Origin of the sequence: Pseudomonas sp. TR47, assembly GCF_044143025.1 — a bacterium.
GTDB lineage: Bacteria > Pseudomonadota > Gammaproteobacteria > Pseudomonadales > Pseudomonadaceae > Aquipseudomonas > Aquipseudomonas putida_E.
In genome coordinates, this window is sequence record NZ_JBHFCS010000034.1 from 20,738 (window position 1) to 37,377 (window position 16,640).

Genomic DNA, 16,640 nt, shown 5'->3' on the forward strand with positions numbered 1-16,640 from the left:
CTGGGCTGTTACCGCAGTTCAGCACTTGACGCTCGACTGATGCATCCACCATCACCGCTCGCAGCCTCTCGACTTTCCGCTCATGGCGTCGCCAGGGCGAAGCGCCTACCCTGCGCACCTCGAGACTCGAGTACGCTCAGCACATAGAGAGTTAACCCGCATGCCCACCCGTTCCAAGATCATCTATACCTTCACCGACGAAGCCCCCGCCCTCGCCACCTACTCGCTGCTGCCGATCGTCGAAGCTTTCACCGCTTCGGCTGACATCGCCGTCGAAACTCGCGACATTTCCCTGGCTGGCCGCATCCTCGCGGCATTCCCGGAGCAACTGGGCACCGAGAAGCAGGTAGGCGATCACCTGGCGGAACTGGGCCAACTGGCTACCACACCTGAAGCCAATATCATCAAGCTGCCGAACATCAGCGCCTCGGTACCGCAGCTCAAGGCCGCGATCAAGGAACTGCAAGGCAAGGGCCTCAATATCCCGGACTACGCCGACGAGCCGGCCACCGCGGAAGAAAAAGAATCCCGCGCGCGCTACGACCGCATCAAGGGCAGCGCCGTGAACCCGGTACTGCGCGAAGGCAACTCCGACCGCCGCGCACCGCTGTCGGTCAAGAACTACGCGCGCAAGCACCCGCACAAGATGGGTGCCTGGGCCGCCGACTCCAAGTCGCACGTTGCCCACATGACCCAAGGCGACTTCTACGGCAGCGAAAAGGCCGCACTGATCGAGGCTGACGACAGCCTGCGCATCGAGCTGGTCGCCAAAGACGGCAGCACCACCGTGCTGAAAGAAAAGACCGCCGTCAAAGCCGCCGAAATCATCGACTGCGCAACCATGAGCCGCAAGGCACTGAAAGCCTTCATCGCCGAGCAGATCGCCGATGCCAAGGCCTCCGGCGTGCTGCTGTCGGTGCACCTGAAAGCCACCATGATGAAGGTTTCGGACCCGATCATGTTCGGCGTCATCGTCGAAGCCTTCTACGGCGAAGTGCTGGCCAAGCACGCTGCCGCGCTGGCCGAAGTGGGCTTCAATGCCAACAACGGCATCGGTGACCTGTATGCCCGCATCAAGGATCTGCCAGCCGACAAGCAGGCCGAGATCGAAGCCGACATCCAGGCCCTGTACGCCGAGCGCCCGGCCCTGGCCATGGTCAACTCCGACAAAGGCATCACCAACCTGCACGTGCCGAGCGACGTGATCGTCGACGCCTCGATGCCGGCCATGATCCGTGACTCGGGCAAGATGTGGAACACCGCTGGCGAGCTGCAGGATGCCAAGGCGATCATCCCGGACCGCTGCTACGCCGGCATCTACCAGGCCACCATCGAAGACTGCAAGGCCAACGGCGCGTTCGACCCGACCACCATGGGCAGCGTACCGAACGTCGGCCTGATGGCACAGAAGGCCGAAGAGTACGGCTCCCACGACAAGACCTTCCAGGTCAAGGCTGACGGCGTCGTGCGCGTGGTCGATGGCAAGGGCAAGGTCGTTCTGGAGCAGAACGTCGAAGCCGGTGACATCTTCCGCATGTGCCAGACCAAAGACGCGCCGATCCAGGACTGGGTCAAGCTGGCCGTCAACCGCGCCCGCCTGAGCGACACCCCGGCGGTGTTCTGGCTCGACCCAGCCCGCGCCCACGACGGCGTGATGATCGAGAAGGTGCAGAAGTACCTGAAGGATCACGACACTGCCGGCCTGGACATCCGCGTTCTGGCGCCGGTCGACGCCATCAAGTTCTCGCTCGCCCGCATCCGCGAAGGCAAGGACACCATCTCGGTGACCGGCAACGTGCTGCGCGACTACCTGACCGACCTGTTCCCGATCATGGAGCTGGGCACCAGCGCCAAGATGCTGTCGATCGTGCCGCTGATGAACGGCGGCGGTCTGTTCGAAACCGGCGCTGGCGGTTCGGCACCCAAGCACGTGCAGCAGTTGGTTGAAGAAAACTTCCTGCGTTGGGACTCGCTGGGTGAATTCCTGGCCCTGGCCGCTTCCCTGGAGCACCTGGGCAACACCTACGACAACCCGCGCGCCAAGGTCCTGGCCAACACCCTGGACCAGGCCACCGGCAAGTTCCTCGACACCAACAAGTCGCCTTCGCGCAAAGTCGGTGGTATCGACAACCGTGGCAGCCACTTCTACCTGACCCTGTACTGGGCAGAAGCGCTGGCCGCCCAGACTGACGACGCCGCCCTGCAGGCGCGCTTCGCACCACTGGCAAAAACCCTGGCCGAGAACGAAGCGACCATCGTCGCCGAGCTCAACGCCGTGCAGGGCAAGCCGGCCGACATCGGTGGCTACTACGCTCCGGATGCCGAGCTGACCGCCAAGGTGATGCGCCCAAGCCAGACCCTGAACAGCGCCATTGCCGCCCTGTAAGGCTCGCTTGAGGTAACAGCACAAACCCCGGCCACGCACCGGGGTTTGTGCTTTCTGAAGCACAGACGCGCCAGCTGTGTAGGAGCGGCCCGCGCCAACCATAGGAAATGCCCATGTCCTGGCAACCCCACATCACCGTCGCCACCATCGTCGAGCACGCAGGCAAATTTCTCTTCGTCGAAGAGTTCAAAGCCGGCCAGCACGTGTTCAACCAGCCCGCCGGCCACCTGGAGCCAAACGAAACACTGCCCCAGGCCGCCCTGCGCGAAACCCTGGAGGAAACCGCCTGGGAAGTCGAGCTTACCGGCGTGGTCGGCATCTACCTGTACACCGCCCCCAGCAACGGCGTGACCTACCAGCGCATCTGCTTTGCCGCACGCCCCGTGCACCACCACGCCGACCTCGCGCTGGACAGCGACATCGTGCGTGCCGTCTGGCTCACCCGCGAGGAACTGTTGGCTGCCCCCGACCGCTGGCGCAGCGAGCTGGTACCACGCTGCCTGGATGACTACCTTGCGGGCCCGCTGCACAGCCTTGACTTGCTGCGCGACTGACGCGCAGCCTCGGGTTTGGTAGACTCGGCGCTTTTCCCCCTTGATACACATCGGTAGCCATGACCAGCCCAGCACTCAAAGACCCCGCCAAGACCCGCGTCATCGTCGGCATGTCCGGCGGCGTGGACTCTTCCGTCTCCGCCCTTCTGCTCATGGAGCAGGGCTACCAGGTGGAAGGTCTGTTCATGAAGAACTGGGAAGAGGACGACGGCACCGAATACTGCACCGCCCGTGAAGATCTGGCAGACGCCCAGGCCGTGTGCGACCGCATCGGCATCAAGCTGCACACCGCCAACTTCGCTGCCGAATACTGGGACAACGTTTTCGAGCACTTCCTCGAAGAGTACAAGGCCGGCCGTACGCCCAACCCGGACATCCTTTGCAACCGCGAAATCAAGTTCAAGGCGTTTCTCGACTACGCACTGTCGCTGGGTGCAGACCTGATCGCCACTGGCCATTACGTGCGCCGCCGCGACACCGGCGCGATCACCGAACTGCTCAAGGGCCTGGACCCGAACAAGGACCAGAGCTACTTCCTGCATGCCGTCGGCGGCAAGGAAATCGCCCGCACCCTGTTCCCGGTCGGCGAACTGGAAAAGCCCGAGGTTCGCGCCATCGCCGAAAAGCACGGCCTGGCCACTGCCAAGAAGAAGGACTCCACCGGTATCTGCTTCATCGGTGAGCGCCGCTTCAGCGACTTCCTCAAGCAGTACCTGCCGGCCCAGCCAGGTGAGATACAGACCACCGAAGGCGAAGTCATCGGCCGCCATCACGGCCTGATGTACCATACCATCGGCCAGCGCCAGGGCTTGGGCATCGGGGGCTTGAAAGACGCCGGCGACGAGCCGTGGTACGTGCTGCACAAAGACCTGACCCGCAATGTGCTGGTGGTCGGCCAGGGCAACGAACACCCTTGGTTGTTCTCCCGCGCCCTGCTCGCCTCGGAGATCTTCTGGGTCAACCCGATCGACCTCAGCAGCCCGCGTACGCTCACTGCCAAGGTGCGCTACCGTCAGAGCGACCAGCGCTGCACCCTGGAGCTGACCGAAAGCGGCTACCGCGCTGTGTTCGACGAGCCACAGCGCGCCGTTACCCCTGGCCAGTCGGTAGTGTTCTACGACGGCGAGGTGTGCCTGGGCGGCGGCGTGATCGAGACGGCCGAGCCGTGGAGCCCGCGCGCATGAGCAAACTGCAGGAGCAATTGATTGCCCTGGGTGGGGTGTTTCAGGCCGCCGTGCTGGTCGACCGCATCGCCCGCACCGGCCAGGCCAGCGAGGCCGATATCGGCTGCATGCTGGGCAGCCTGCTGGTGCGCGACCCCAAGGACACCCTGGAGGTATTCGGTGGCGACGACCTCAACCTGCGCGACGGTTATCGTGCCCTGGTCGGCGCCCTGGAGCGCGACCCCAGCAGCCTGCAGCGCGAACCGCTGCGTTATGCGCTGTCGATGCTCGGGCTGGAACGCCAGCTGAACAAGCGTGGCGACCTGCTCGACACCATCGGCAACCGCCTGCCGCAAATCCAGTCACAGGCCGACCATTTCGGCCTGGTTCACGAAAACGTCATCGCCTCCAGCGGCGCCTTGTATCAGGACACCTTGAGCACACTGCGCCAGCGCATTCAGGTGCATGGCGACATGCGTTTCCTGCAGCAGGCCAGCAACGCGTCGAAGATCCGCGCCCTGCTGCTGGCAGGCATCCGCGCCGCACGCCTGTGGCGCCAGCTGGGCGGGCATCGCTGGCAGCTGGTGTTCAGCCGGCGCAAGTTGCTCAACGAACTGTACGATATGATGCGCACACCTTCCTGACGGCGGCGCTGAACCCTCGGTAGGAGCGGCCTTGCGCAGCCCTTTCGCGACGCAAGGCCGCTCCTACAGGCATTTTTCATGTATCATATGCGCCCTTCCAAAAGCCTGACTGTCCGAGAACACCCCATGCAGCTTTCTTCGCTCACTGCGGTTTCCCCTGTAGACGGCCGTTATGCCGGCAAAACCCAGGCCTTGCGCCCCATTTTCAGCGAATTCGGCCTGATCCGTTTCCGCGCCCTGGTCGAAGTGCGCTGGCTACAGCGCCTGGCCGCTCACCCGCAAATTGGCGAAGTGCCGGCGTTCTCCGCTGAAGCCAACGCCCTGCTGGACGGCCTGGCCACCGACTTCAAGCTCGAGCACGCTGAACGCGTCAAGGAAATCGAGCGCACCACCAACCATGACGTCAAGGCGATCGAATACCTCCTCAAGGAGCAGGCTGCGCAACTGCCTGAGCTGGCAAAGGTCAGCGAATTCATCCACTTCGCCTGCACCAGTGAGGACATCAACAACCTGTCCCACGCGCTGATGCTGCGTGCTGGCCGCGACGACGTGCTGCTGCCGCTGATGCGTCAGATCGCCGAAGCCATTCGCGCCCTGGCCCATGCCCACGCCGACGTGCCGATGCTGTCGCGCACCCACGGCCAGCCGGCTTCGCCGACCACCCTGGGCAAAGAGCTGGCCAACGTCGTCTACCGCCTGGAGCGCCAGATCGCTCAAGTGGCCGCCGTGCCGCTGCTGGGCAAGATCAACGGCGCCGTGGGCAACTACAACGCCCACCTCTCGGCCTACTCGCAGATCGACTGGGAAGAAAACGCCCGCGCCTTCATCGAAGACGAACTGGGCCTGGTGTTCAACCCGTACACCACCCAGATCGAACCGCACGACTACATCGCCGAGCTGTTCGACGCCATCGCCCGCTTCAACACCATCCTCATCGACTTCGACCGCGACGTCTGGGGCTACATCTCGCTGGGCTACTTCAAGCAAAAGACCGTCGCTGGCGAAATTGGCTCGTCGACCATGCCGCACAAGGTCAACCCGATCGACTTCGAGAACTCCGAAGGCAACCTGGGTATCGCCAACGCCCTGTTCCAGCACCTGGCCAGCAAGCTGCCGATCTCGCGCTGGCAGCGTGACCTGACCGACTCCACCGTGCTGCGCAACCTGGGTGTGGGCTTCGCCCACAGCGTCATCGCCTATGAAGCCAGCCTGAAAGGCATCGGCAAGCTGGAAGTCAACGCCGCGCGTATCGCCGCCGACCTGGACGCCTGCTGGGAAGTCCTCGCCGAGCCAATCCAGACCGTGATGCGCCGCTTCAACATCGAGAACCCCTACGAGAAGCTCAAAGAGCTGACCCGTGGCAAGGGCATCACCCCAGAAGCGCTGCTGACCTTCATCGACGGCCTGGACATGCCAGCCGAAGCCAAGGCCGAGCTCAAGCAATTGACCCCTGCCAGCTACATCGGTAACGCCGCAGCGCAGGCCAAACGCATCTAAGCTGAGCATCGCCTTCAACGCCCGGCCTGGCCGGGCGTTTTTATTCCCGGACGAAAATTACGTTTTTTCAATAGGTTGAACATGAATCCTGATACTCCACTGCAGCTGCTCGGCGGCATCTCGGCCCGCGAATTCATGCGCGACTACTGGCAGAAGAAGCCGCTGCTGGTGCGCCAGGCATTCCCGGACTTCGAAAGCCCGATCGACCCCGACGAGCTGGCCGGCCTGGCCCTGGAAGAGGAAGTCGAGTCGCGCATCGTGCTCGAGCACGGCGCCCACCCGTGGGAGCTGCGCCGCGGCCCGTTCAACGAAGACACCTTCGCCGACCTGCCTGAAAAGGACTGGACCCTGCTGGTTCAGGCCGTCGACCAGTTCGTACCGGAAGTGGCCGAACTGCTGGAGCACTTCCGCTTCCTGCCAAGCTGGCGCATCGACGACGTGATGATCAGCTTCGCCACCCCCGGTGGCAGCGTAGGCCCGCACTTCGACAACTACGACGTGTTCCTGCTGCAAGGCCACGGCCAGCGCAACTGGAAGATCGGCCAGATGTGCAACAGCGACAGCCCGCTGCTGGACCATGCCGACCTGCGCATCCTCGCCGAATTCGAACAGAGCGGCGAATGGACCCTGGAGCCAGGCGACATGCTCTACCTGCCACCGCGCCTGGCCCACTACGGCGTAGCAGTGGACGACTGCCTGACCTACTCGGTCGGCTTCCGCGCCCCGAGCGCCGCCGAAGTGCTGACCCACTTCACCGACTTCCTCGGCCAGTTCCTGCCGGACGAGGAGCGCTACAGCGACGCCGACGCCGGGCCGGCCAGCGACCCACACCAGATCCAGCACGACGCCCTCGACCGCCTCAAGGGCCTGCTCGACAAGCACATGAACGACAAGGACCTGCTGCTGACCTGGTTCGGCCAGTTCATGACCGAGCCGCGCTACCCCGAGCAGGTCGTCGGTGAAGAGCTGGACGAGCAGGAGCTGATCGAAGCGCTCGAAGATGGCGCCATCCTGATCCGCAACCCAAGCGCACGCATGGCCTGGTCGGAGCTTGGCGACGACCTGATGCTGTTCGCCAGCGGCCGCAGTTGCCCGTTGCCAGCCAAACTGCGCGAGCTGCTGAAGCTGGTTTGTGCCGCCGACGCGTTACACATCGACAACCTTGCACAGTGGCTGGAGGATGAAGATGGCCTTATGCTGGTACAGCAATTGATCAAACAAGGAAGCTTGGGATTCGCCAATGAATAAGATTCGTGTGCGCCTCGCCGACTGGCAGAAAGACAACGCCGATATCCGTCGTATCCGTGAAGCGGTGTTCGTCGCCGAACAGCACATTCCGCCGGAGCTGGAGTTCGATTCGGAAGACCAGGACGCGCTGCACTTTCTGGCGCTGGAAGGCGATTACCCGATTGGCACTGCCCGCCTGCTGGCGGACGGCACCATCGGGCGCATCTCGGTGCTCAAGGACTGGCGCGGGCTGAAGGTTGGCGACGCGCTGGTCAATGCGGTAATCCTTGAGGCGCAAAACCGCGACCTCAAGCAGCAGATGCTGAGTGCTCAGGTGCATGCCACGCCGTTCTATGAGCGGCTGGGCTTTCGCGTGGTCAGCGAGGAATTCCTCGAAGCCGGCATCCCGCATGTGGACATGGTGCGCGACTCCCGCGAGATCGCCTGAAGCTTCAAACTTGCGCTAAACCCGTGTAGGAGCGGCCTTGTGTCGCGTAAGGGCTGCGAAGCGGCCCCGGGGCTTATTGCAGCGCCGTCTGTAACGTCGGGGCTGCTTCGCAGCCCTTTCGCGACGCAAGGCCGCTCCTACGCCAACTGCGTTGTTTGGGTAAACCATGCAATAAAAAACCTGTACATCCATCCAGATAAAACTTGCCACCGCGCCCCCGCTTGCGCATCCTACTGCCTATCACCCTCGATAAAGCGTCCCGGCCATGCGCCTGTTCCTCTGCGAAAAACCCTCCCAGGCAAAAGACATCGCCAAGATCCTTGGCGCCAACCGCAGGGGCGACGGCTGCTGGCAAGGCACCGACGTCTGCGTCACCTGGTGCATCGGCCACCTGTTGGAAACCGCTCCGCCCGACAGCTACGACGAACGCTACAAGCGCTGGAACCTCGCCGACCTGCCGATCATTCCGGAAAAGTGGAAGATGCTGGTCAAGCCCAAGACTGCCAGCCAGTTCAAGGCCGTCAAGCGCCTGCTCGGCGAAGCACGCGAACTGGTAATCGCCACCGATGCCGACCGCGAAGGCGAAATGATTGCCCGCGAGCTAGTCGAACATTGTCGCTACCGTGGGCCCATTCAGCGCCTGTGGTTGTCCGCTCTGGACGATGCCTCGATTCGCAAGGCCCTGGCACGCCTGCTGCCGGGGCAGGATACCTTCAACCTCTATCACTCGGCGCTGGGCCGCTCACGCGCCGACTGGCTCATCGGCATGAACATGAGCCGGCTTTTCACCCTGTTGGGCCGCCAGTCCGGCTATCAGGGTGTGCTACCCGTTGGCCGGGTACAAACACCCACCCTGCGCCTGGTGGTGGACCGCGACCGTAGCATCGCTGATTTCGTACCGCTACCGTTCTGGGCCATCGACGTGCAACTCGAGCATGCCAACATTGGCTTCAACGCCCAATGGCGAGCACCGCAAGATACCTGCGACGACCATGGGCGCTGCCTTAACCAGGCGCTGGCCCAACAGGCCGCAACAGATATCGGCAACGCCCGCACTGCACGGGTGCTCAAGGTGGCCACCGAACGTGTACGCGAGGCAGCACCCCTGCCCTTCGACCTCGGCACCCTGCAGGAATTGTGCTCAAAGAAGTTCGGCCTTGGCGCCCAGGAAACCCTCGACATTGCCCAGGCCCTGTACGAAACCCACAAGCTGATCACTTACCCACGAAGCGACTGCGGTTACCTGCCTGTCAGCCAACACAGCGAAGCGCCGGCAATCCTTACTGCATTACAGCGCGCCGATAGCAGCCTGGCGCCGTTGCAAGCGCACCTTGAGCCGCACCGCCGCTCGCGGGCCTGGAACGATTCCAAGGTCACCGCGCACCACGGCATCATCCCTACTGCGGCCGCCAGCGACCCGTCACGCTTGCCAGCCAAGCACAAGGCGGTCTATACCCTGATCCGCGCCCGTTACCTGGCCCAGTTCCTGCCCAACCACGAGTACGATCGAACCCAGGCCGAGTTCGACTGTGCAGGCCATGCCCTGCGCGCCGTGGGCAAGCAGATCGCGGAGCCGGGCTGGCGTCGCGCATTACCAGAAGCGTTGGCCCCGGCCAAAGGCCGCGAAGCGCCGCCGGCGCAAGTCCTGCCAACGTTGCGTGAGGGCCAGGACTGCTCGGTGCAGGGCCTGCAGTTGAAAGACCTGTGGACCCAACCGCCCAAACCCTTCACCGAAGGCGACCTGATCAAGGCCATGAAGAACGTCGCCAAACTGGTGGACGACCCGCGGCTGAAACAGAAGCTCAAGGAAACCACCGGCATCGGCACCGAGGCGACCCGTGCCAGCATCATCCAGGGCCTGCTCGACCGCGGCTACCTGGTCAAGAACGGCAAGGCACTGGCCGCCACCCCAGCGGCTTTCAGCCTGATCGACGCAGTGCCACGCGCCATCGCCGACCCAGGTACCACGGCAATCTGGGAGCAGGCGCTGGACATGGTGCAAAGTGGTGAAATGAGCCTGGAGGACTTCGTGGCGCGGCAGTCGGCATGGATGGGCAAGCTGGTGGAGCGCTGCAGCGGCATGCGCATGACGATAAACGGGCCAGCGGTGGGCAAGACGGCGCCGTGGAAGAAAAAGCGCAGGAGCGGGGGCAAAGGCAAGCCTGCAGCTAACGGCGCCAAGGCCACGGGCAGCAAGGCCCGGCAGCCTCGGCGCAAGGCCCCCAACTGAATAGCCAGCCACAGCAGCACGGCATCACTTCCAGACTCGATCCTCGCTCCAGCCAAGCTCGGCAAAATCATGCGCCCGCAAACCGGCCTCTTCCTCACAGAAGAACTCATCCAGCTGGGGCGGTCGCACCGCTGTATCGCTGAGCATGGCATGGACCTGCCCACGGTGATGGATCTGGTGCTCGAACAGGTGGGCAAGCAAGCGCAACCGCTGTTCACGCTGCACACGGTCGGGCCTTACGATACTCACGTAGCGCGATAGCTGGTCGTCGCTCAGCACACTGCAGTAGGCGATCAGCCGGTGGTCAGCCTGGGCCTGTTCGGCGTGCAGGTCGGTGCATGTGGCAAAAGGTTGCTCCGGCTCGAAGAAACGTTCACCGTCGGGCTCAGGTGCCTCGCCACGCTGCTCGCACTCGAGCATGTGCAGGTAGAACCAGTCCACCGTCAGCAAATGATTGAGGGTGGCCTTGATCGATGGGAAGAAGCTGCACCGAGGCGCGACGAACTCGTCCTGGGTCAGTTGCAGGCAGGCCTTGTACAGGCGGTGATTGGCCCAGCCATTGTTGTAGGCCTGGGTCAGCAGATGATGCGACAGCGGCTCCATGGTTCGGCTCCTTCAGGCGAAGCGTTGCAGTTGCATCTCCCGTAGCCGGCTCAGGGTCCTTTGGTACGGGAACGCCAGATACCCTTGAGTGTAGAGCGCTTCGAGCGGAACCTGAGCCTCAAGGTACAGCGCCACCCTACGGTCGTAGCATTCGTCGACCAGGGCAATGAAGCGGCGGACAGCGTCATCCTTGGCAGCCAGCGCTGGCAGTTGCCGATCCCCCGCCTCTACCCGCGCGGCTCCATCTTCGGTACCACGGGCAATACGCCCGGCCCGCTGCTCGCCGCTCAGGGCTGGAATGCCTTCGACCAGGATTGCCGAGAACTGATCGCACAGCGCCATGAACTCCATCGCCGCCAGTGGTTGCTCGCACAGGTCGGCGAAGCGACACCAGATCGCTTGGCTGCTACGCCGGATCACCTGGATTTGCCGTGAACCCACTGCGAACGGCTGCGCACTGCCCGGATCGTCGGGGCTGAGCTGCTTGAAAACCGCCTCGAGCGCCTTTGCCTTACCAGCTTCAGCCACCCAGTAGCGCTGGTGTGCGGCCCCAGGGTGAAGACGATGGTCTTGCTCGCCTGCCACCGCCAGGACCTGCATGTGCCGTTCGATGGCGGTGATGGCCGGCAGAAAACGATCGCGGTTGAAACCGTCCTGGTACAGCAGATGCGGCGGCTGGTTGGAGGTGGCAACCACCACCACGCCATGATCGAACAACACCTGGAACAGGCGGCCGAGAATGATTGCATCTGCGATGTCGCTGACAAAAAGTTCGTCGAAGCACAGCACGCGGATTTGCCCTGCCAGCTCTTGGGCAAGAGCCTGCAACGGATCGGCGGTGCCGTTGAGCTGGAACAGCCGCTGATGGACCCATGCCATGAAATGGTGAAAGTGCTGACGCCGGGCGGCAATGCTCAGGCCGCGGTGGAACAGGTCCATGAGCCAGGTCTTGCCGCGGCCGACCGGCCCCCACAGGTAAAGCCCCTGGGCGGGACTGCCCCGCTCGAGGGCTTCGAAACAGGCTTGCAAGGCATTGACGGCCTGCGCTTGCTGCGGGTCGGGGACGTAGCCTTGATCGGCAAGGGCCTGCTGATAGAGCGTTTGGGGGTCAAATGCCATGCAGCATTATGTTGAAGGGCCCGATCGTCAGCAAGCCTGCGCCACCTCATGCATCACCGCTCTTGCACCTTAGCGAGGCAGCTTGCCAGCGATAGGGCCGGTAAAGCCCGGAATAGCTTTCAGCCCTCGCTCAGACCCACTTTGAGCAGCGACCCGTCCTTTTCATCGATGAGCACATACAGGTAGCCATCCGGCCCAACCCGCACATCGCGGATTCGCGCCTTCAAATCCCCTAGCAAGCGCTCCTCATGGACGATCTTGTCGCCCTCTAGCTGCAGGCGAATCAGCTCTTGGGTAGCCAGCGCACCGATGAACAGATTGTGGTCCCAGGCCTTGAACGTGGGGCTGTCATAAAAAGCCATGCCACTGATGCCTGGGGACTTTTCCCAAACATGATGCGGGTCGACCATACCGTCGACATGTTCGCCCTTGGCCTCAGGGATCGGCATCAGCGAGTAGTTGATGCCGTGGGTGGCGATCGGCCAACCGTAGTTCTTCCCCGCCTGCGGGATATTGATCTCGTCACCGCCGCGGGGGCCATGTTCGTGGGTCCAGAGCTTACCGGTCCAAGGATTGAGGGCCGCCCCCTGCTGATTACGGTGGCCGAATGACCAGATCTCGGCGCGAACTGCTTTTTTCCCGACGAAGGGGTTGTCTTTGGGCACTTCACCATCGGGCAGGATGCGCACGATTTTGCCCTGCAGCTTGTCCAGGTCCTGCGCCGTGGGGCGCTGGTTGTTCTCGCCCAGCGCAATGAACAGGTAGCCGTGGCGATCGAACACCAAGCGCGAGCCGAAGTGATTGCCCACCGAAAGCTTCGGTTGCTGACGGAAGATCACGTCGAAGTTCTCCAAGCGTGCGCGATCTTCGGACAGTTGGCCACGACCAACGGCAGTGCCGGCCTTGCCATCACTGCCCTCTTCGGCATACGACAGGTAAACGGTACGGTCCTGGGCAAACTCGGGTGACAACACCACATCGAGCAGACCGCCCTGGCCCTCTGCCCAGACCTTGGGCACCCCGCTTATGGGGGGCCCGACCTTGCCTTCGGCATTGACCACACGCAGGTTACCGGAGCGTTCAGTCACCAGCATATCCTTGCCGCCTGGCAGGAACGCGAGCGCCCAAGGGTTGCGCAAGCCGTCGGCCACGGTGCTGACGGTTACCTGCCCCTCCTCGCTGGGGAAGTGCTCCTCGGCGGCGGCGTGCGCGAGCAGTGGCAGCAGTGTGGCAGCGGTAAGCGTGGTCAGCCAGGTAGCTTTGATCATGCAGGATTCCTTTCAGTGGTACTCAGGGCGCGCGCCGGGTGTCACGCGGTGGGCGGGTGGGTTCCAGATTCGGCGTCTGCTGCTGGCGGCGCAGATTTTCACCATTACCGATGCCGCGGTTGTCCAGGGAAGGTGTGCGCTGGATGGGCTGGGTAGAAGGGCCGCGCACCGGTGGTGTGACAGGTTGGCTGCCTTGGCGGCTGTTGGGGTTGGCGCGCTGGATCGGGCTGTTGTAGGGGTTGTTGTTACTGGCAGCGAGCAGCAAGGGCTGCACGGGCGCCGCCTGTGCAGACAAGCCCAGCAACAAGCCGACGGCCAGGGCTGGCAATGTAAGATTCATACTCCACCTCGTGTACGAAAAGGTGCGCCTCATGCGTTTGATAGCGTAAGGCGCGAGGCGTTCGCAGAAAAAGGGTGAATGCGATTCGTGATGTTTCAGTATGAACCTCAGGCAGCCCTGCTCGCCTTAAAGACTATGCCAGGCATGGGCCTTCGATGCTCGAAGGGTGAGATTGCGGCATCCTCAGAAGTAGAACCGCTGCTTTCAACACTGACTTACATTTGCCACACTTAAGGCCAGTTTCCATTGGCAAGGTCCATTTGCATGACTGCCGCTTTGCAACGCTACGCCCGACTATCGCTGGTCTTGCTGCTGGCTGGCGTGTTAAACGCCTGCGCTTTGTTGCAGGCGCGCGACCCGCTGAACATCAGCGTGATCGGCATCGAACCACTGGCGGGGCAAGAACTGGAGATGCGCATGGCGGTAAAGATGCGTGTACAAAATCCTAACGAGGCCCCAGTCGACTACAACGGCATCGCGCTGAATCTGGAGGTCAATGGCCAGGCCCTGGCCTCTGGGGTTAGCGACCAGCAGGGGCATATTGGCCGTTACAGTGAAGCGGTGGTGGTGGTACCGGTGAGCGTCACGGCTTTTGCATTCCTGCGCCAGGCCTATGGTCTGAGCAGGCTCGACTCGCTACAAGGGATGCCTTATGTACTGCGCGGGAAACTGGCTGGCGGCCCCCTGGGCACCGTGCGCTTCACCGATGAGGGCAAGCTGGACCTGCCCAAAGGGGGCAACCTGTATTGGTGACAGGCTGCGGATCATCAACGGTTGGTGCTGGCGGCGGCCATCATCTTGTTGACCTCGCTGCGTACCATGCTGGCGTATTCAGGCGGCGACATGCCGTCCAGTTCGGCACGTACCCATTCGGCCCATTTGCCCTTGCGGCGCGGCTTTTCCGAAATCAGCCGAGCTGCGTCGCCCTTCGCCTTGCCCAGGTTGTTCTGCCACAGTTCGAACAGCCGCGCCTTTTCTGCCTCGATCTGTGCCCGTTCCTCGAAGCTCCTGTTGGCCAGATTGAAACTCATGAAAGTACCTGCCAGTTGAAATGGCCGCTATCTTACACCGTAGTGCTGCTTCATCGCTAAGCTGGCGCAACTTTCCCGGCGCACCGGCATCCATTGCTTACCCCCCTATCGACGAGGACATGTTCATGGCCCGAAAATCAGCCATTGCAGCTAACAGCGAGCAGATCAAGGATCAGGTGTTCAGTGAGTTGCAGGCATTGATAGAAGAGTCGGAGAAGCTGCTCAACGACAGCGCCTCTCTGGTAGGTGAAGAAGCCGACACGCTGCGCGCGCAGGTCAGCCAGAAACTTCGCCAGGCTCGAGAGGCGGCCGGGCAGGTGCGCGCCAAGGCACAACCGGTAGTAGACGCAACCCAGGACTATATCGGCGGCCACCCATGGCAGACCGTTGCGGTTTCTGCCGGGTTTGGCCTGGTAATTGGCCTGCTGCTAGGCCGCCGCCACTAGACCGTTCCCCAGGCGTAGTGCCGGCTGCTTCAAATCAGGCGGCCTGCGCCATCGGAATACCACTGTGGAAACGCAATTCCTGGTCAGCAGACAGGATCAACTCCGCTTCCGCATCGCGCACCTGCTGAACCCTCTGGGCTATATCTGCTTCATCACCATACTGATGGGCGAGTTTCAGGTAACCCTGGTAGTGACGCGCTTCGCTTTTCAGCAAGCCGTGATAGAAAGTGCCGAGCTCTTCATCAAGGTGCGGGACCAATGCTGCAAAGCGTTCGCAGCTGCGTGCTTCGATAAATGCCCCTACCACTAGCGTATCCACCAGCTTGACTGGTTCATGGGCACGTACCAGGCGACGCAAGCCAGAGGCGTAGCGCCCTGCCGACACTGGCCGCAAAGGCACACCACGGCGCTTCATCAAGCGCAAAACCTGCTCATGATGTACCAGTTCCTCTCGGGCCAGGCGCGACATCATGTTGATCAGGTCCAGGTGGGTGTTGTACTTGGCGATCAGGCTCAGCGCAGTGCTGGCAGCTTTGAACTCACAGTTCTTGTGGTCGATCAGCAAGGTTTCCTGGTCGGCGATGGCCGCTTCGATCCAGGCGTCTGGAGTCTTGCAACCTAGGAAGGCATCGATTTCGGGGCTCAGGGACATAACGTACAACCACACACAGCAGGCAGGACGGGCGATTATACCGGCGCCGATCATGAGCGCCAGTGGCTATGCTTGATGTACATCAAGCGGCGACGCAAGGCTCGCCTACTATAGTCAGGCATAGGCCACCATCTTTTGAGGGGAGTTCATGCCCATGCAAGCTGTCCGTAGCATTCTAGTGGTACTCGATCCCGATCATGCCCATAGCCGTGCGTTGACCCGTGCCAAGCTTATAGCCGGCGTAACCGGTGCGCGCCTGCACCTGCTCATGTGCGACAAAAAACAGGATCACAGTGCACTACTCAGCCTGCTTGGCAGTCAGCTACACGACGATGGCTACGATAACGTCTCTCATGAACAGAACTGGAACGAGACCCTGCACGAGTCGATCATCGCCGTTCAGCAGGCCGAAGGCTGTGACCTGGTGATCAAGGAACACCGGCCGGACAACCCCCTGCGCAAGGCATTGCTGACGCCAAGTGACTGGAAACTTCTGCGCCAGTGCCCTTGCGCCGTGTTGATGGTCAAGAGCGAGCGGCCCTGGACAGGAGGCAAGATTTTGGCAGCAGTGGATGTCGGTAACGATGACGAAGATCATCGGCGGCTGCATACCAGCATCATCGACCATGGCTATGACATTGCCAGCCTGGCAAAAGGTGAACTGCACGTGATCAGTGCGCATCCCTCCCCCATGCTGGCAGCATCCGATCCGGTCTACCAGCTCAGTGAGACCATCGAAAAACGCTACCGAGAGGCGTGCAGTGCTTTCCAGGCCGAATATGATATCAGCGAAGATCGCCTGCATGTCGCAGAGGGCCCTGCGGATGTGCTGATACCTCATACCGAGCAGAAGCTCGATGCAGTGGTCACGGTCATTGGCACTGTCGCGCGCACGGGCATCTCAGGTGCCTTGATTGGCAATACCTCTGAAGTCGTGCTCGATACGCTGGTAGGTGATGTGCTGGTACTTAAAAGTGAAGAGGCGATCGCGCACCTGGCTGAATTGGCCCGAGGCTAGAAATTTTTGCGCAC

General features: G+C 62.1%; 17 protein-coding genes. 11 read left to right on the forward strand and 6 right to left on the reverse strand.

Annotated elements, in window-relative coordinates:
• Positions 1-160: 160 nt before the first annotated feature.
• The 8 genes from ACEWE8_RS24245 to ACEWE8_RS24280 all read left to right on the forward strand — a co-directional run bounded on the left by ACEWE8_RS24245 (position 161) and on the right by ACEWE8_RS24280 (position 10,149).
• Positions 161-2,386: an NADP-dependent isocitrate dehydrogenase gene (locus ACEWE8_RS24245; RefSeq protein WP_046788267.1), complete on the forward strand. Its 2,226-nt coding sequence runs from the start codon at positions 161-163 to the stop codon at positions 2,384-2,386.
• 113 nt (positions 2,387-2,499) lie between these two features.
• A complete protein-coding gene (locus ACEWE8_RS24250; RefSeq protein WP_046788268.1) occupies positions 2,500-2,940 on the forward strand; it encodes an NUDIX hydrolase in 441 nt (146 codons plus the stop codon).
• A gap of 59 nt (positions 2,941-2,999) precedes the next feature.
• A complete protein-coding gene (mnmA, locus tag ACEWE8_RS24255) occupies positions 3,000-4,124 on the forward strand; it encodes a tRNA 2-thiouridine(34) synthase MnmA (protein ID WP_046788269.1) in 1,125 nt (374 codons plus the stop codon).
• The gene (hflD, locus tag ACEWE8_RS24260) at positions 4,121-4,747 is read left to right on the forward strand and encodes a high frequency lysogenization protein HflD (RefSeq protein ID WP_046788270.1); all 627 of its coding nucleotides are present in this window, start codon (positions 4,121-4,123) and stop codon (positions 4,745-4,747) included. The genes mnmA and hflD overlap by 4 nt, the downstream gene beginning before the upstream one ends.
• Positions 4,748-4,873: 126 nt before the next feature.
• Positions 4,874-6,244: an adenylosuccinate lyase gene (gene purB, locus ACEWE8_RS24265; protein ID WP_046788271.1), complete on the forward strand. Its 1,371-nt coding sequence runs from the start codon at positions 4,874-4,876 to the stop codon at positions 6,242-6,244.
• An 81-nt stretch (positions 6,245-6,325) separates the two neighbouring features.
• Positions 6,326-7,492 (forward strand): cupin domain-containing protein, encoded by a 1,167-nt coding sequence (locus ACEWE8_RS24270; RefSeq protein WP_046788272.1) that lies wholly within the window; start codon positions 6,326-6,328, stop codon positions 7,490-7,492.
• Positions 7,485-7,919 carry a GNAT family N-acetyltransferase gene (locus tag ACEWE8_RS24275; protein ID WP_012315260.1) on the forward strand — a complete coding sequence of 145 codons (435 nt, stop codon included), beginning with the start codon at positions 7,485-7,487 and terminating at the stop codon, positions 7,917-7,919. Before ACEWE8_RS24270 ends, ACEWE8_RS24275 begins: the two co-directional genes overlap by 8 nt.
• A 265-nt stretch (positions 7,920-8,184) precedes the next feature.
• Positions 8,185-10,149 (forward strand): DNA topoisomerase III, encoded by a 1,965-nt coding sequence (locus ACEWE8_RS24280; protein ID WP_046788273.1) that lies wholly within the window; start codon positions 8,185-8,187, stop codon positions 10,147-10,149.
• Positions 10,150-10,173: 24 nt separating this feature from the next.
• Here ACEWE8_RS24280 and ACEWE8_RS24285 read toward each other — a convergent pair whose 3' ends face one another.
• From ACEWE8_RS24285 to ACEWE8_RS24300, 4 genes are all read right to left on the reverse strand, one after another.
• Positions 10,174-10,752, reverse strand: coding sequence for a DinB family protein (locus ACEWE8_RS24285; protein ID WP_046788274.1), 579 nt, complete (start codon positions 10,750-10,752; stop codon positions 10,174-10,176).
• Between the two features lie 12 nt (positions 10,753-10,764).
• Positions 10,765-11,871 (reverse strand): cell division protein ZapE, encoded by a 1,107-nt coding sequence (gene zapE, locus ACEWE8_RS24290; RefSeq protein ID WP_046788275.1) that lies wholly within the window; start codon positions 11,869-11,871, stop codon positions 10,765-10,767.
• A gap of 119 nt (positions 11,872-11,990) precedes the next feature.
• Complete coding sequence (locus ACEWE8_RS24295; RefSeq protein ID WP_046788276.1) at positions 11,991-13,139, reverse strand: PQQ-dependent sugar dehydrogenase; 1,149 nt, start codon at positions 13,137-13,139, stop codon at positions 11,991-11,993.
• Between the two features lie 22 nt (positions 13,140-13,161).
• Positions 13,162-13,479 carry a hypothetical protein gene (locus ACEWE8_RS24300; RefSeq protein ID WP_046788277.1) on the reverse strand — a complete coding sequence of 106 codons (318 nt, stop codon included), beginning with the start codon at positions 13,477-13,479 and terminating at the stop codon, positions 13,162-13,164.
• 264 nt (positions 13,480-13,743) lie between these two features.
• Between ACEWE8_RS24300 and ACEWE8_RS24305 the strand changes: the two genes are divergently transcribed.
• The gene (locus ACEWE8_RS24305) at positions 13,744-14,232 is read left to right on the forward strand and encodes an LEA type 2 family protein (protein WP_046788278.1); all 489 of its coding nucleotides are present in this window, start codon (positions 13,744-13,746) and stop codon (positions 14,230-14,232) included.
• A 14-nt stretch (positions 14,233-14,246) separates the two neighbouring features.
• Here ACEWE8_RS24305 and ACEWE8_RS24310 read toward each other — a convergent pair whose 3' ends face one another.
• The gene (locus ACEWE8_RS24310; RefSeq protein ID WP_012315267.1) at positions 14,247-14,510 is read right to left on the reverse strand and encodes a hypothetical protein; all 264 of its coding nucleotides are present in this window, start codon (positions 14,508-14,510) and stop codon (positions 14,247-14,249) included.
• Positions 14,511-14,635: 125 nt separating this feature from the next.
• Here ACEWE8_RS24310 and ACEWE8_RS24315 point away from each other — a divergent pair, with 125 nt between their 5' ends.
• Positions 14,636-14,956 carry a YqjD family protein gene (locus tag ACEWE8_RS24315; protein ID WP_046788279.1) on the forward strand — a complete coding sequence of 107 codons (321 nt, stop codon included), beginning with the start codon at positions 14,636-14,638 and terminating at the stop codon, positions 14,954-14,956.
• A gap of 34 nt (positions 14,957-14,990) precedes the next feature.
• On the opposite strand, the gene ACEWE8_RS24320 is transcribed toward ACEWE8_RS24315, so the two are convergent.
• Positions 14,991-15,608, reverse strand: a complete 618-nt coding sequence (locus tag ACEWE8_RS24320) for a tRNA-(ms[2]io[6]A)-hydroxylase (protein WP_046788280.1) — start codon at positions 15,606-15,608, stop codon at positions 14,991-14,993.
• Between the two features lie 154 nt (positions 15,609-15,762).
• Here ACEWE8_RS24320 and ACEWE8_RS24325 point away from each other — a divergent pair, with 154 nt between their 5' ends.
• On the forward strand, positions 15,763-16,626 hold the full coding sequence (locus ACEWE8_RS24325) for a universal stress protein (protein ID WP_046788281.1): 864 nt from the start codon (positions 15,763-15,765) through the stop codon (positions 16,624-16,626).
• The last annotated feature ends 14 nt before the right edge of the window (positions 16,627-16,640 follow it).